This window comes from Brevibacillus sp. JB24b (assembly GCF_051713385.1).
GTDB lineage: Bacteria > Bacillota > Bacilli > Brevibacillales > Brevibacillaceae > Brevibacillus_B > Brevibacillus_B laterosporus.
On record NZ_JBNVQV010000001.1, the window covers coordinates 3149392 to 3162827 of the forward strand.

The 13436-nt window shown below is 40.0% G+C and carries 14 protein-coding genes; all 14 read right to left on the reverse strand.

Going from position 1 to position 13436, the window contains the following annotated elements:
* Position 1: 1 nt before the first annotated feature.
* Positions 2-2848 carry a 2-oxoglutarate dehydrogenase E1 component gene (locus ACQV1I_RS14725; RefSeq protein ID WP_116335177.1) on the reverse strand — a complete coding sequence of 949 codons (2847 nt, stop codon included), beginning with the start codon at positions 2846-2848 and terminating at the stop codon, positions 2-4.
* A 165-nt stretch (positions 2849-3013) separates the two neighbouring features.
* A complete protein-coding gene (locus ACQV1I_RS14730; RefSeq protein ID WP_116335178.1) occupies positions 3014-4474 on the reverse strand; it encodes a DASS family sodium-coupled anion symporter in 1461 nt (486 codons plus the stop codon).
* A gap of 254 nt (positions 4475-4728) precedes the next feature.
* A complete protein-coding gene (locus ACQV1I_RS14735; RefSeq protein ID WP_094699779.1) occupies positions 4729-5202 on the reverse strand; it encodes a cupin domain-containing protein in 474 nt (157 codons plus the stop codon).
* Between the two features lies 1 nt (position 5203).
* Positions 5204-6319: an ethanolamine utilization protein EutH gene (gene eutH, locus ACQV1I_RS14740; protein ID WP_094699778.1), complete on the reverse strand. Its 1116-nt coding sequence runs from the start codon at positions 6317-6319 to the stop codon at positions 5204-5206.
* Positions 6320-6336: 17 nt separating this feature from the next.
* A complete protein-coding gene (locus ACQV1I_RS14745; protein WP_116335179.1) occupies positions 6337-6882 on the reverse strand; it encodes a BMC domain-containing protein in 546 nt (181 codons plus the stop codon).
* A complete protein-coding gene (locus ACQV1I_RS14750) occupies positions 6875-7147 on the reverse strand; it encodes a EutN/CcmL family microcompartment protein (RefSeq protein WP_018670692.1) in 273 nt (90 codons plus the stop codon). Before ACQV1I_RS14750 ends, ACQV1I_RS14745 begins: the two co-directional genes overlap by 8 nt.
* Positions 7148-7159: 12 nt before the next feature.
* Complete coding sequence (locus ACQV1I_RS14755; protein ID WP_094699777.1) at positions 7160-7840, reverse strand: TIGR02536 family ethanolamine utilization protein; 681 nt, start codon at positions 7838-7840, stop codon at positions 7160-7162.
* 12 nt (positions 7841-7852) lie between these two features.
* Entirely contained in the window at positions 7853-8488 is a 636-nt protein-coding gene (eutD, locus tag ACQV1I_RS14760; protein WP_116335180.1) for an ethanolamine utilization phosphate acetyltransferase EutD, read from the reverse strand.
* 10 nt (positions 8489-8498) lie between these two features.
* A complete protein-coding gene (locus ACQV1I_RS14765) occupies positions 8499-9266 on the reverse strand; it encodes a cobalamin adenosyltransferase (RefSeq protein WP_094699775.1) in 768 nt (255 codons plus the stop codon).
* A 115-nt stretch (positions 9267-9381) separates the two neighbouring features.
* A complete protein-coding gene (gene pduA, locus ACQV1I_RS14770; protein ID WP_094699774.1) occupies positions 9382-9666 on the reverse strand; it encodes a propanediol utilization microcompartment protein PduA in 285 nt (94 codons plus the stop codon).
* Positions 9667-9779: 113 nt separating this feature from the next.
* Positions 9780-11246 (reverse strand): acetaldehyde dehydrogenase (acetylating), encoded by a 1467-nt coding sequence (locus tag ACQV1I_RS14775; RefSeq protein WP_094699773.1) that lies wholly within the window; start codon positions 11244-11246, stop codon positions 9780-9782.
* 3 nt (positions 11247-11249) lie between these two features.
* Complete coding sequence (locus ACQV1I_RS14780) at positions 11250-11921, reverse strand: BMC domain-containing protein (RefSeq protein WP_094699772.1); 672 nt, start codon at positions 11919-11921, stop codon at positions 11250-11252.
* 10 nt (positions 11922-11931) lie between these two features.
* Entirely contained in the window at positions 11932-12585 is a 654-nt protein-coding gene (eutL, locus tag ACQV1I_RS14785; RefSeq protein WP_094699771.1) for an ethanolamine utilization microcompartment protein EutL, read from the reverse strand.
* 17 nt (positions 12586-12602) lie between these two features.
* Positions 12603-13376 carry an ethanolamine ammonia-lyase subunit EutC gene (eutC, locus tag ACQV1I_RS14790; protein WP_373413118.1) on the reverse strand — a complete coding sequence of 258 codons (774 nt, stop codon included), beginning with the start codon at positions 13374-13376 and terminating at the stop codon, positions 12603-12605.
* Positions 13377-13436: the final 60 nt, after the last annotated feature.

Here is a 13436-nt window from a genome sequence, read left to right on the forward strand (position 1 = left end):
ATCACACCCTTACCAAGTTTCTAGTAACACTTTGTGCAAGAATACGTTGTTGTTCTTTTTTATGAGCAACTGGATCTCCTTCCGACGGACTAGAGCGTCTCATACGTCCGTTGTAGGATACATTTACTCCTTTTGGTGCTAGTGCTTTTAAACGTGGTTCTACAAAAGTCCATGCTCCCATGTTTCTTGGTTCTTCCTGCGTCCAAATAATTTCACGCAGGTTTTTGTATTTGCCAATTAGCTCGTTGATTTTTTCTGTTGGGAACGGGTATAGTTCCTCAACTCGAACAATTTGCAACCAATTAAATTTTCCGACGTCCGCTACTTGGTCGGACAAATCAACAGCCATTCTTCCTGTGCAGAATACTAAGCGCTCTACTGCTTCAGGTTTTTGTCCTAAACCTGGCTGCTCAATAACCGTTGCAAACTCCCCTTTAGTAAATTCATCAATAGATGATCCCGCAGAAGGATTACGTAGCAAGCTCTTCGGTGACATAATCACCAATGGTCTTACTTCGTCTTTGTTTAACATGGCAGCCTGTCTTCTTAAAATATGGAAATACTGAGCAGAAGAAGAAAGATTAGCTACTGTCCAGTTGTTTTCCGCAGAAAGCTGTAAGAAACGTTCAAGTCTCGCACTGGAGTGCTCTGGTCCCTGACCTTCATATCCATGTGGCAGTAGCATCACAAGACCTGATTTCTGGCCCCATTTTGCACGACCAGCTGAAATATATTGGTCAAATATTACTTGAGCCGTGTTTGCAAAATCCCCGAATTGTGCTTCCCATAGTACAAGCGTTTCTGGAGCAAAAACATTATAGCCATATTCAAATCCGAGTACGGCGTATTCAGACAATGGACTGTTGCGCACCTCAAAAGAAGCTTTCGCAGATGGCAAACCATGCAATGGAGAATACGTTTCGCCCGTCTGAGAATCATGTAATACTATGTTGCGGTGAGAGAACGTACCACGCTCAGAATCCTGACCGCTTAGACGAATAGGTGTTCCGTCTCCTAATATAGTGGAGAATGCTAGAGCTTCTGCATGTGCCCAATCAATCTTCCCGTTATCCGTGAAGACTTGCTGACGGCGGGATAAGATTTTTTCTAGTTTATCAAAGACATGGAAACCTTCAGGCCATTTTAATAAATCCGCGTTAATCTCTACTAATTTTTTCAAATCAACAGAGGTTTTTACGTTTGGATAACCAATTTTGACCGCATCTGGTAGATCAGGAATCAATCCAGAGTCGTCATGTGCTTTGTTTACTTTCTCATAAGCTTTCATAAATGTCTGTTTGACAGCTTCTTCTATCGCGTCTACTTGCTCTTTGGACAGTTCTTTTCTTTCGATCAAACGATCTTTGTAGATTTGAGTTATCGTTGGATGTTTCCGAACCACGATGTAGGTCATCGGGTTTGTTGCCATTGGTTCATCCATTTCGTTATGTCCAAGACGTCTGTAGCCGATCAGGTCAATCAGTACATCCTTGTAAAATTTGCTACGATATTGGAAGGCTAATTTTGCGGCAGCTATGCATGCTTCAGGATCATCCGCATTCACATGAATGATTGGAATTCCGTACCCTTTGGCGATATCGCTCGCATATCGAGTAGATCTTGAATCTTCGCTTTCCGTGGTGAAACCCACACGGTTGTTAGCGATGATGTGTACTGTTCCGCCCGTTTTATAGCCCTTGATGCCAGAGTAGTTAAGAGTTTCAGCAACTACACCTTGTCCTGGAAAAGCAGCATCACCGTGAACAAGGATAGAAATAGCTTTCTTTACATCTTGTCTTGGATAGCCTGCTTGAGAGCGATCATCTTGAGCTGCTCTCGTATAGCCTTCTACGATAGACCCTGACACTTCCAAGTGACTTGGATTGTGCGCCATTGTGATACGTGTTGTCTTGTCGCCATTCTTAATCTCTTTAACCGCCCCAAAGTGATACTTTACATCACCTGTCCAGCCGACATTAGCTTCCTGGGCCTTGTCCAGCTTTTCTTTTGGCGAATGCTGGAATTGACTAAAAATATCTTCGTAAGGTTTGCCCAGTACGTGAGTTAATACATTTAAACGCCCGCGATGCGCCATAGAGATGGTTACATCATGTGTTCCCGCTTGAACCGAGTGATCCACAATCTCATCAATGACAGGAACTAGGACATCCAAACCTTCTACGGAAAAGCGTTTTGCTCCTACAAATTGCTTGTGTAGAAACTTTTCAAAACCTTCTACCTCATTCAATCTTTTTAAAAGATCAGTCTTTTTCTGCAAAGAGAGTTCCTTAGTTACTTCGCCAGACTCAATCATGCTTTGAATCCATGCTTTTTCTTCTGCTTCATCCACATGTTGAAATTCAAAGGCAATATTGCTTGTGTACGTCTCTTTTAAATACTGGATCGCTTCCCATCCATTCGCGAAACGACCCGGCTGTTGGTTGCAAATGAACTCAGCTGGAATATCTCGAAGATCAGCCTCGGTCAAACCATATTGATCCAAATGCAACATATCCGCTTGTGGAATCTGAGCTTCCAAAGGATAGAGATTAGCACCTAAGTGTCCAAACCCACGGATTGTATCTGCCAACTGAAGAGCAGCAACGAATTTCTTCATTTTTGCAAATGGCAACGTCCTTGGTGCGGAGCTTTCAGGTGTTGTTACCTGACTATGAAGACCATCTTCTGGAAGGACCGGCGATCCCCAATTATCAAACAATTTTCGTAAGTCTGCAGGTACTTCTTCCGGATTTTCCATATAGATCTCATATTGCTCAAACACATAACCAAGATTCGGTCCATAAAATTCTGCCCAAGGGCTAGCTGGCAGTTTGTTATTCATACTCATTTGTAACCCTCCTACAGTCTTGTTGTGATCATGACCTGCACGAAATTGAGGTTTGTTGATCTCCTTTTATTTCCATTAAACTTCTATTTGGATGAAAATACCTAATCGAAGCGGTTTCAAATAGAAGGAGATCAATCCCATTAAACAATTTAAACCTTTTGCGTCCTAAAGTAAACCCATCCACTGCCAATAAGTCATACTAAATGCAATTATGAGAATAAAGCCCGCTATGGTAAGAGGTACACCCGACTTAACAAAGTCTCTGGTTGTAAAGGAACCTGTGCCGTAAGCAAGCATATTTTGCGGTGCACTTACTGGTAATAGGAATCCAAAACTAATAACAAATTGCTGAATTAAGACCATACCAGGCTTGTTAAACGTAGGCTCCATTGCAGTTACCAATGCGATAACAATTGGAATAAATGCAGATGCCAAACTGGTTGCACTAGCAAATCCTAGGTGTATCAAAATGTTAAATAATGTCAATATGATAATAACAGTAATCACTGGCATGGCAGTTAAACCCATTGATTCAAACATACCTTTGGAAATCCATTGAGCACCCTCTGTTTTTAATAAAAGGTTCCCTAAGGACATTCCAACCGCAAATACAATTAGCGTTCCCCATCCTACTTTTTGCTCTACTTGCTTCCAAGTATACACCCCAATGCCAGGGCATAAAAGGACGGCAACTGCCACAAGTGTAATTGTAGTGGAATCTAACGTATGCAAGACTCCCTCTGTAGACCAAAGGAACAAGAGTAGTAAGGAAACTATCATTAAACGCCATTCTTTTGAAGTCAGCTTACCTAGCTCGGCCAATTGTTTTTTAATTAACTCTCGGCCATTTGGTATTTCACTAAGCTCCGGTTTAATTAATTTCGTCATAACAAAGTAGAGAATGACAGACATGATAACTGCCCAAGGTGCTGCATAGATGAACCATTGCCCCCAAGAAATATGGTAATTGAAAGCGGTTTCCATAAAACCCAGAGCGACCATATTCTGAGCTGCAGCCGTTTTAATCCCAATGTTCCAGATCGAAATGGATTGGACAGTTGTAATCATCAGCAAGGCAGAAAGACGGCTATTCTTCTCTAGACCAAAAGCAGCAACCATACCCATTAAGATTGGAATAATGGCACCTGCTCGTGCTGTTGCACTCGGAACAAACAGAGCAAGAACAATACTTACAAGAATGGTACCAAGTACGATATTATTTGATTTTGATCCTACTTTTGATAGTACCAATAGTGCGATACGCTTATGCAAGCCAGTGATTTCCATCGCTACAGCTAGGAACAATGCCCCCGCAACTAACGCTACGGCTGAATTGCTAAAGCCTCCCAGCGCCATAGTAAGCGCTTTCTTAGTTGTGTACAGGACATTTGGGTCTTCAACTGTTGGTGAGTATCCGATTAAAACAGCAATAAGCCCAACAATTAAAGCCGCACTCACTGGATATGTAACCGCTTCCGTAACCCATAAAATAACGGCAAATGCTAGGATAGCTAGGGTTCTTTGACCAGCAAGTGGTAAATTTTCTGGTGTTGGGAGTAACAGAATAATAACAAGTACAGCTAGTGCGATGCTTAACGAGATGATATTCTTTCGACTAAAGCTCACTATAATACCCCCCCTTGTCTATTAGTAGTATAACCAAGTTGTTACACTATAAATTATAACGAATAGAAGAATAGATCGGATGGTTTTATAATTTACTTTATTGTTTTATTATTTACTAAACTTTGATTTTATATGATATTTCCGCTATTTGCTTATTTGAAACAAACAAAAGGCCGTCGAGTATCCTCGACAACCTAATTATCAACGTTATATCATTTTTATTAACGTTATTAATGTGTATTTCACGTATCCGATTATTTTTGAGTTGCCCAATCTGCTGGATACGTTACATACATAAAGCGAGCAAATTCAGGTACAGAGAATTGGATTTTTGTTCCTTTAGGAATCAAAATAATCTCTCCTGCTTTTGCACTAACTTTGCGACCATCAATGATAATCTCTAAGTAACCTTCTATAACATAATCGATCTCATCATAGTTAAGAGTCCAGTCAAAGGTTGTCTCTTTCATTTCCATAATTCCACAACCTAGACGTGGGCTTTCTTCTAATGAAAATAGATCTTTGCAATAAACAATATCTTCTTTATTGCCAGTATCTAAACGATCTGTTTCTGCTACACGCACAGTTTGTAAAGGTATAGAGGTAACACCGCTACTATCCCGATGTTTTGGGAATTCTTCAGGAGCTTGTGTTGTAGTAGCCCCTACTTTTTCAGTAATGATTTTACGGACAATTTCTTCAATGGCTTTGATGTCTAATTTTTCCATTTTACGCAACCTCCGTTTTATTATCTTTATCTTTTTTTCCCTCAATCATTTTTTTAGAAATGAAGATGGCTACAAAGATTGCTGTAATACCACCGACTAATTTACCAACAATCATCGGGAAGATCATATCTTTTGCAACACCTGCTGTGAATCCTAAATGGTCACCAAGAACAAATCCTGCTGATACAGCGAAGGCAACGTTAATAATTTTACCTCTATCATCCATATCTTTCATCATTCCAAACATCGGAATGTTATTAGCAAGAGTAGCAACCATACCTGCTGCAGCAACTTCGTTCATTCCAAGTACTTTACCCAATTTAAGCAATGGCTTCTTAAACACCTTTGTAATAACAAATACCATACAGAACGCTCCTGCTAAGACAATGGAAATGTCTCCAACAATCTGAATACCTTCTGAGATAGGAGCTAGTCCTGGAATAATAGTCAGACCCACGAGTTGTTCAATGATGCCAGCTGCTAATGCAAGCGTTGCCACAATAACGATGAATTGGCCAAAGATCGTAAAGCCTTTGATCATTCCATTCGGGAATTTCACTAATCCTAGTACAATAAGAGCCGCAAAAATGAGAATTGGCACTAGATTGGTTAAAATCATGCCAATTGAATAACCAGCAACTAGTCCACCAGCAATACAACCAATCGGAATTGTAATAATTCCTGCTAGAACACCTGTTGCTAAGAACTTGTGATCTTCTTTACGAATAATACCTAGAGCAACTGGAATCGTAAAAACGATCGTTGGCCCTAACATAGCACCTAAAATAACCCCTGCAAACATTCCTGCTTCTGGATCTTTCGCTAGTTCTTGCGCTAATGCAAAGCCACCCATATCATTTGCTAAAATCGTAGTAGCAAACATTGCTGGGTCTGCTCCTAGTGCATCAAATAAAGGTACAACAATAGGACTAAGCACTTTGGCTAATACAGGAGACAAAGAGATAATACCTACCATGGCTAGCGTTAAGGAACCCATTGCCATAATACCCTCTTCGAATTGTTGACTTAAGCCAAATTTATTCCCAATACACTTATCAATCGCACCCAAAACCATAAAAATGACCATTAGGTAAATAATGATTTCATTTATTCCCATACATACTTCCTCCGCTCTTACCGAAACTGTTTTTTGATCTCTTCACTTGGTGATGGCATAACGGTATAATGAACGATTCGCTTTTGATCGATAGACGTAACAGCTATATCCATCGCTTGTTCAACATCGCTTACACTTCCAGTAATGACAGCGACGAGCTTGCCGCCGATACCCATACCTAGGTTGATTCTTTTCAAGAAGATATGGGCACCTTTTAAGGCAAGGTTTATCGCGTAAATACCAGATGAGACGTTGGATGTTTCGAAAATTCCAATGGCATTTATAGGCTCAGTTGAGTAGCTTTTTTTCAAACCATTAACGATGTCGTTATGAACACCATTTAGAAAAAACTCACTCACAAGAAAATCCTTTGAGGCCTGTTTTGCGGTCTCCATGGACTCTTGTACATTTGCAGTATCACCACTAACAATGATTAGAAATTTACCCGGGCAAATGGAACGCATATGATGGATATCCACGGTGGATTTTTTTAGCATGAAGTCAGCCGTCTCATATCCTTTACTTATACTTCTTAATTCAAGAATGCCAATGGAACTACTCATTGTTCATCTCCAGAGAATCTACAATACCCACAATAACTGCATCAATGGGTACGTTCTGATCTTTCATGGAGCTTCTTGCTGCACTGCCTTTCGTTACAAGAACGGTGTCACCTATACCCGCTCCGGCATGATCAGCCGCAACAAAGCATTCCTTTGAAGTATTTTCATCATATGAATGCGGTTTAACTACTAGAAACGTTAACCCATTTAGCTTTTCATCTTTTCTCGTAGCCCAAAGACTGCCGACAACTTCTCCAACAATCATACGTTCACCCCGTTATTTTCTCCGTACTTGAATCTGCTGCATTTTGATATAATCTTTTGCAAGTGGTGTAATAATACTGTTTTTGCTCACGATGATTTGATTCACTTGGCGCAGATGAAATTTCTTCAAATCAGATTCTGTAATCAGCTTTTTAGAAATAACTTCCTGACGAACTTCTTCTCGTTCAATCTCGCTCTCTTGCTTAGCACTTGCAACCTCTGGTTTGTGTTCTTTGCTATCAGTATTGAGTAAGTCAGATACTTGAACCATTTGAATACCAAAACTCTTGATTCTCTCTTCAAACTCCTCGTATTGCTTATACAACACCGGGTTTGCCGTCTGTTTATATTTTTTATAAACCATGGAATTTTCTAAAGCGACTACTTTTTTACCTTTTAAAAGCATGGTTAAAATAAAACGTTCACGACTTCCCGCACTGATGCTATTTGCCAGATTCCCTAGTAGCTGAATGCAAATAGTCGGGATGATAACGAGATCGCAATCTTTCGTCTGCTCATCGTAATATTGAAAATCGTAGCGTGACTCGATTTGTGCTTCAATTTCAGGGTGTGCTTGGTTGTCCATAATGATTGCTTTTTGCCGCTTGATTGGCTGTTCCTGCAAAAGCTTCATACCTTGGAGCTTTTTATATACCTCTTTTGTAACCGCTTCGACTAAAGCTTCTATGTTCATTTTTTCACACTCCTAGGTACTTTTCTTCAAAATTTTCCCCATAGTACCTTTCGTAAATCCACACGCATTCGCTTCATCATAGTCAATATGCATGAATGTTGCATAAGAAGGACTTACACGAATCATTACATCATCGAAAATCAATGGTCGACTGCTGAATACCTTAACTTGAACCGTTTCACCGTTGGCAACATTATGTTTTGCCGCATCTTCAGGAGTCATATGAATATGGCGTTTTGCGACGATTAATCCTTTTTGCAATTGAACCATATTAGTAGCTGAGGCAATTACAATTCCTGGTGTTCCTTCTAGCTGTCCGCTCTCTTTGATAATCCCTTTTACACCTAGTGCAACAGAATCTGTTAAAGCGATCTCTACTTGCGTCTCTTTACGTTCAGGTCCAAGTACAACTACATTATGCAAAGCACCTTTAGGACCAATTAGCGTAACCCGTTCCTTGCAAGCATATTGTCCAGGCTGAGACAAATCTTTCATCTTTGTCAGCTCATAGCCTGGGCCAAACAAAGTGTCAATGTCAGCTCTGCTCAAGTGAACATGTTTCCCAGATGCTTCAATAGGAACACACATCTCTTCATTAACACGTTTTACTACTTCATCTACAATGCTTTCAATCAGATCGTTTTTCATAGTTCTCTCCTCAAGCTTTGTATTTATCTAGACGAACGCGAAACATTAATATCCAAAATAAGGAGGATAGACGATTCAATGCTTGAATAATGTCTTCACGTTCCACACTTCCATGCTCTTGTTTAAATGCTTGATAAGCCAACAATTCCGTTTCTCTCGTGAAAGTACGCAATGAATTTAAGGCAACAACCATCTCACCCATTTCATAGCTCGGCTTAAAATGATCTAACCCGAAATATTTCTTAGGATGATGAGATTGTTCTCTTATTTCATCAGATGTCATATCTAACAATTGGATATTAGTCAGCCTCTCACCGAGAACTTCACAGCGCAAAATATTTCGTACAAATAGAAGTACTTCTTCCAAATCAGCTGCCAGCTTTGGTAGCCCTGCTTTTACTCCAGTAATTTGAGCTTGGAGAATCTTAGCTTCTAATGAATCTAGTTTTCCACGAAAAATGATGCGAGGATGGTCTTTATAGACAAGGAGATTTCCATATAAATGAGTCATATGCTCTGGTTTACTTTCAAGATATCCACCATAGATTGTTTCATAGCGAATGGATGGTTTAGTTGAAAGTTCCGTTGTTGGCACATGAGCACTTTTTTGTTGAGTTGCGTTCTCATCAAAGTAGCGTAGCTCTATCTGATGATCTGTTAAAAAACTTTTAGCAGAAGGCGTGAGAATGACGCCCTTTTTCACTTCATAAATCTTAGTATCTTTTGCATCTTGATTTTTAAAGTGTTTTCGCAAATCGTTTTCTGTGATAAGAGCCATATGTTCACATCCCTCGTCGGAAAAGCTTCTCACAATTGTTAGCTAAGAAGCTTACCTGACCCCAATATGGTAGATAGGGAGATGGATGCAAAAATTTGCATCCATCCGACTATAATTATTGTGCAGTTTTTGGCAAGATTGCATCTACTTCAGTATGTGGTCTTGGAATTACATGTACAGATAGTAATTCTCCAACGCGTTCTGCTGCTGCTGCTCCAGCGTCTGTTGCTGCTTTAACCGCACCTACATCTCCACGTACCATAACTGTTACTAGACCTGCACCGATTTGTTCTTTACCAATCAATGTAACGTTTGCTGCTTTTACCATTGCATCTGCTGCTTCAATAGCTCCAACTAGACCTTTAGTTTCTACCATTCCCAATGCGTTTGCGTTTGCCATAATAAAATTCCTCCTAGAATGTTTTTATGATTTTTGAAATAGTACATCTGATGTGCAACACATCATGTATATAAGTAAACTTGAACTAGCCAAGTTTATAGCGTAACTGGATCTTACATTTCAGCTAAAATGCGTTTTACAATTAAGCTGATCAATTCTTCTTTATTAGTAGCTTCAAGAGTAGGTTCTTTTACTTCAGTTGCTCTTGTTTCTACAATATCTTCTAATTCTTTCAAGCCGTAAGCTACACGACGAATGTTAAGTAGGTTTAGTGGGCCAACGTTATCGGAAGTTGAGCTTCCTCCAACCGCTCCACAACCCAATGTTAACGCTGGGAATAGAGCAGTACTTGCACCAATACCGCCTAAAGTACCTGGTGTATTAACAAGGATACGGGATACAGGCTGTTTCAAAGCGAATTCACGAACGATAGCTTCATTGTTCGTATGAACCATCATTGTGTGTCCAGCACCTTCGTTATTTAAAATCTCAACGCAACGATCTAATGCAGTTCTCCAGTTGTCTTCTGTGTAGAAAGCAAGGATTGGAGCCAATTTTTCACGAGAGTATGGAACCTTGCTTCCAACTTCTGTTTCTTCAGCGATTAGAACTCGTGTTGATTCTGGAACTTGTAGGTCAGCTAATTTCGCGATGTGCTGAACACTTTTTCCTACGATTTGAGGATTCATTGTGCCATTTGCACGCATAATGAATTTTCCTAGTTTTTGGCTCTCTTCTTTGGAAAGGAAGTAAGCGCCTTGTTTTTTGAACTCCTCAACAATTGCAGCTTTGTTGTCTCTTTCTACAACAACGGATTGTTCAGAAGCGCAAATGGTTCCGTTATCAAACGTTTTAGAATCAAGGATACGTTTTACTGCTAATGGAATGTTAGCACTTCTTTCAATAAATGCTGGTCCATTACCAGGTCCTACACCGATTGCTGGTGTACCAGAGGAGTAAGCTGCTTTTACCATAGCTGTACCACCAGTAGCCAAAATCATAGCTGTATCTTTGTGTTTCATCAATTGATCTGTACCTTGGATAGTTGGTACAGTCATGCAAGCAATAGCACCATCTGGGCAACCTGCTTTTTTAGCAGCTTCACTAATGATTTTTACTGTTTCTAAGATACAACGTAGTGCATTTGGATGTGGGGAAAATACAATACTATTTCCCGATTTAAGAGAGATGATTGCTTTATAGATAACAGTGGAAGTAGGATTTGTTGATGGGATTAGACCAGCTACAACACCTACAGGTACACCAACTTCCATTGTTTTATTCTCTTTATCTTCATTCAAGATACCAACGGTTTTAAGGTCTTTAATCTCTTCATAAACATGCTTAGAAGCAAATGCGTTTTTGACAATCTTATCTTGCCAACGACCAAAGCCTGTTTCTTCGTTTGCCATTTTAGCTAACTTCTCACGATTCTCATAAGCAGCATCTGCCATCGCTTTAACAATGGAATCAATTTGTGCTTGTGTCATGGAAGCTAGTTTGACTTGAGCTTCTTTTGCTTTTTTGATTAAAGTACGTACCTCTTGAATGGACATTAGGTCTTTGTCTAGAACTTCCATTTTTTACTCCTTCTCTCCCTCATGTTGTGCGATCGCTTTAATAAGCTGATCTTTTTTTGCATACTTTACTTGCACTTTCGAAATGGTTGTTAATTTTAACTTGTAAGCTATTTTTCTTAACTCCGCTAGTTTCATATCTTCTAGTCGTTTTTCTTTCTTTTTACCAGAAGAAACAAGGGAGGTAGCTTCTTCTAGTTGTTGCTCTTGAATTACCACATCATTTTCATCCTGTGTTCCCTCTTGAGCGTTTTCAGTTAGTTGAACAGAGACTTCTTCTACGTGATCAACAACCGGTGCTGCCTCTGGCTTTTTCTTTTCTGTAATTACTTCAAGAGGAGTGCTTTGGATGTTTTTTGCAGGTAATTCTTTAGGCGTTTTTTTTGGTGTTTCTTTTGGTAAATCAACAGTGACAATTTTAGCTGTTTCTTCATGTAGCCTTGCAATGACATGACTATTGAAGAGACAGTTTAGTTGTCTAGCAGCAGCACTTCCTGCTTCAACGGCAGCTTGTACTGCTCCAACATCACCTGTTACCTTGACTGTCACCAAACCATCTTTTTTTAATCTTTCAAAACCAATGAATGTAACATTTGCGGCTTTGAGAGCAGCGTCAGCAGCTTCCATTGCTCCCAAGAGTCCTTTCGTCTCAACAAGTCCTAATGCTTGATTTTTCATGGATTATCCCTTAGTAACTGGTAGGGTTGTCAGCCACAAATTGAACGGCTGCTGCAAATGCATCACATGCTGCTCTGCATGCAGATTGACTACCAGTTAATAAGGCACCACCAAAGTTGGTTTCAGATGGAGGTCCAAAGAAAGCTCCAATGCTCACATCTGCTGCTTTTAAAGCTGCATCAAGTGCGTACATTGCTTCGAGAGGAGGTGCAATCAAATAGGCAATTGCTTCGCCCTCATTTATATTAGCTACTTGAGACAAATAGCTACCTGTACGGGAGACACAATGTGCGAAATACGTAATCGAATTATCGTCATTGGCACCTACGAAATGTGCTGAGTCTTCGATATAGCTGATAGCAGCACTAAGTCCACTTTTCACTTCTGCTGGGCTTGGACCTGCAATGATCCCAATTACCTCACCAGCTAGTTTTGTAGATGCATTAGCTGATCCCGCATACATACTTTTTGCATAAACAACATCTACATCAGCTGATTTGGTTGCTTCGTCTAATGCGGTATATGTCACATCATCAATATCAGCTGTGATGATTCCCAAACTTTTGTGATGTGGTTTTAGTTCTAGCTTCTCAGCCATATCAGGACTCACGTTAGAGATCAGCTTAGTTCCTAATACTGTTGCGTAAATAGGCTCGTTTCTCATCAGACTTCCTCCCTTTCCTACATTTTCAAATCGATACCTGAAGCTTTTTTATCAATCATGGTTTTGATTAGCTCTGCAATATGAGCCCCAGCTTCTACTGCTGGTGTACCACCTTGGTGAATATTGGAGATAACTGTTCTTTTTGCTTCTGGCATACCAACTGTTGGCTTATAAGCAACGTAAGCACTCATTGATTCTGCTGTTACTAGACCAGGTCTTTCCCCTACTAGAAGACATACAACATCTGCTCCTGTAATTTCACCGATGACATCCATGGAAGGTACACGGCAATGTTTTACGAATAAAATATTACCGATTTCGATTCCATACATTTTTAAACCTTGCGTAATGGATGGTAGAATGTCACGTAGGTTAGCCTCAATTGCAGCAGAGCTTAATCCGTCCCCAACAACCAATTGAACTTTCGCAAATTGCGTTGTGTTCTGCTTTACATATTGGATGGTTTCTGGAGATAGCTGACGACCTAAATCTGGTCGAGTGATATATTCATCTTTGTCTTTGCAAAGCGTTTCAATCGATACCAAATTCATTTCTTTTACAAATTCTTCAGGTACGTAGGAGAATACCGCATCCTGTGCTGCCGCATGGTCCGCACGAAAACGTAAGGATGTAGATGTTTTATAACGTGGGCCTGCTCTCCAAATCCCAAGACGAGCAGGGGTTTTTTCTTTCATTTTCAGATACCCTTCTTTATCTTCAGGGTCTGGAATCAAAAGCTGTGCTTTAATGTCAACTTCTGTGATGTCGTCCAAGAATTCATCACTAATCATAGATTCCTCTTGATGTTGTTGACCACTTGCTGCGATTGCTTGAGTAACCATTTCTTGTGA

Excerpts from the sequence above, each read along its gene's own strand:
- ACQV1I_RS14725 (WP_116335177.1), bottom strand. The coding sequence starts at position 2,848 with ATGAGTATGAATAACAAACTGCCAGCTAGCCCTTGGGCAGAATTTTAT.
- ACQV1I_RS14735 (WP_094699779.1), bottom strand. The coding sequence starts at position 5,202 with ATGGAAAAATTAGACATCAAAGCCATTGAAGAAATTGTCCGTAAAATC.
- eutH (WP_094699778.1), bottom strand. The coding sequence starts at position 6,319 with ATGGGAATAAATGAAATCATTATTTACCTAATGGTCATTTTTATGGTT.
- ACQV1I_RS14745 (WP_116335179.1), bottom strand. The coding sequence starts at position 6,882 with ATGAGTAGTTCCATTGGCATTCTTGAATTAAGAAGTATAAGTAAAGGA.
- ACQV1I_RS14750 (WP_018670692.1), bottom strand. The coding sequence starts at position 7,147 with ATGATTGTTGGAGAAGTTGTCGGCAGTCTTTGGGCTACGAGAAAAGAT.
- ACQV1I_RS14755 (WP_094699777.1), bottom strand. The coding sequence starts at position 7,840 with ATGAACATAGAAGCTTTAGTCGAAGCGGTTACAAAAGAGGTATATAAA.
- eutD (WP_116335180.1), bottom strand. The coding sequence starts at position 8,488 with ATGAAAAACGATCTGATTGAAAGCATTGTAGATGAAGTAGTAAAACGT.
- ACQV1I_RS14765 (WP_094699775.1), bottom strand. The coding sequence starts at position 9,266 with ATGGCTCTTATCACAGAAAACGATTTGCGAAAACACTTTAAAAATCAA.
- pduA (WP_094699774.1), bottom strand. The coding sequence starts at position 9,666 with ATGGCAAACGCAAACGCATTGGGAATGGTAGAAACTAAAGGTCTAGTT.
- ACQV1I_RS14775 (WP_094699773.1), bottom strand. The coding sequence starts at position 11,246 with ATGGAAGTTCTAGACAAAGACCTAATGTCCATTCAAGAGGTACGTACT.
- ACQV1I_RS14780 (WP_094699772.1), bottom strand. The coding sequence starts at position 11,921 with ATGAAAAATCAAGCATTAGGACTTGTTGAGACGAAAGGACTCTTGGGA.
- eutL (WP_094699771.1), bottom strand. The coding sequence starts at position 12,585 with ATGAGAAACGAGCCTATTTACGCAACAGTATTAGGAACTAAGCTGATC.
- eutC (WP_373413118.1), bottom strand. The coding sequence starts at position 13,376 with ATGATTAGTGATGAATTCTTGGACGACATCACAGAAGTTGACATTAAA.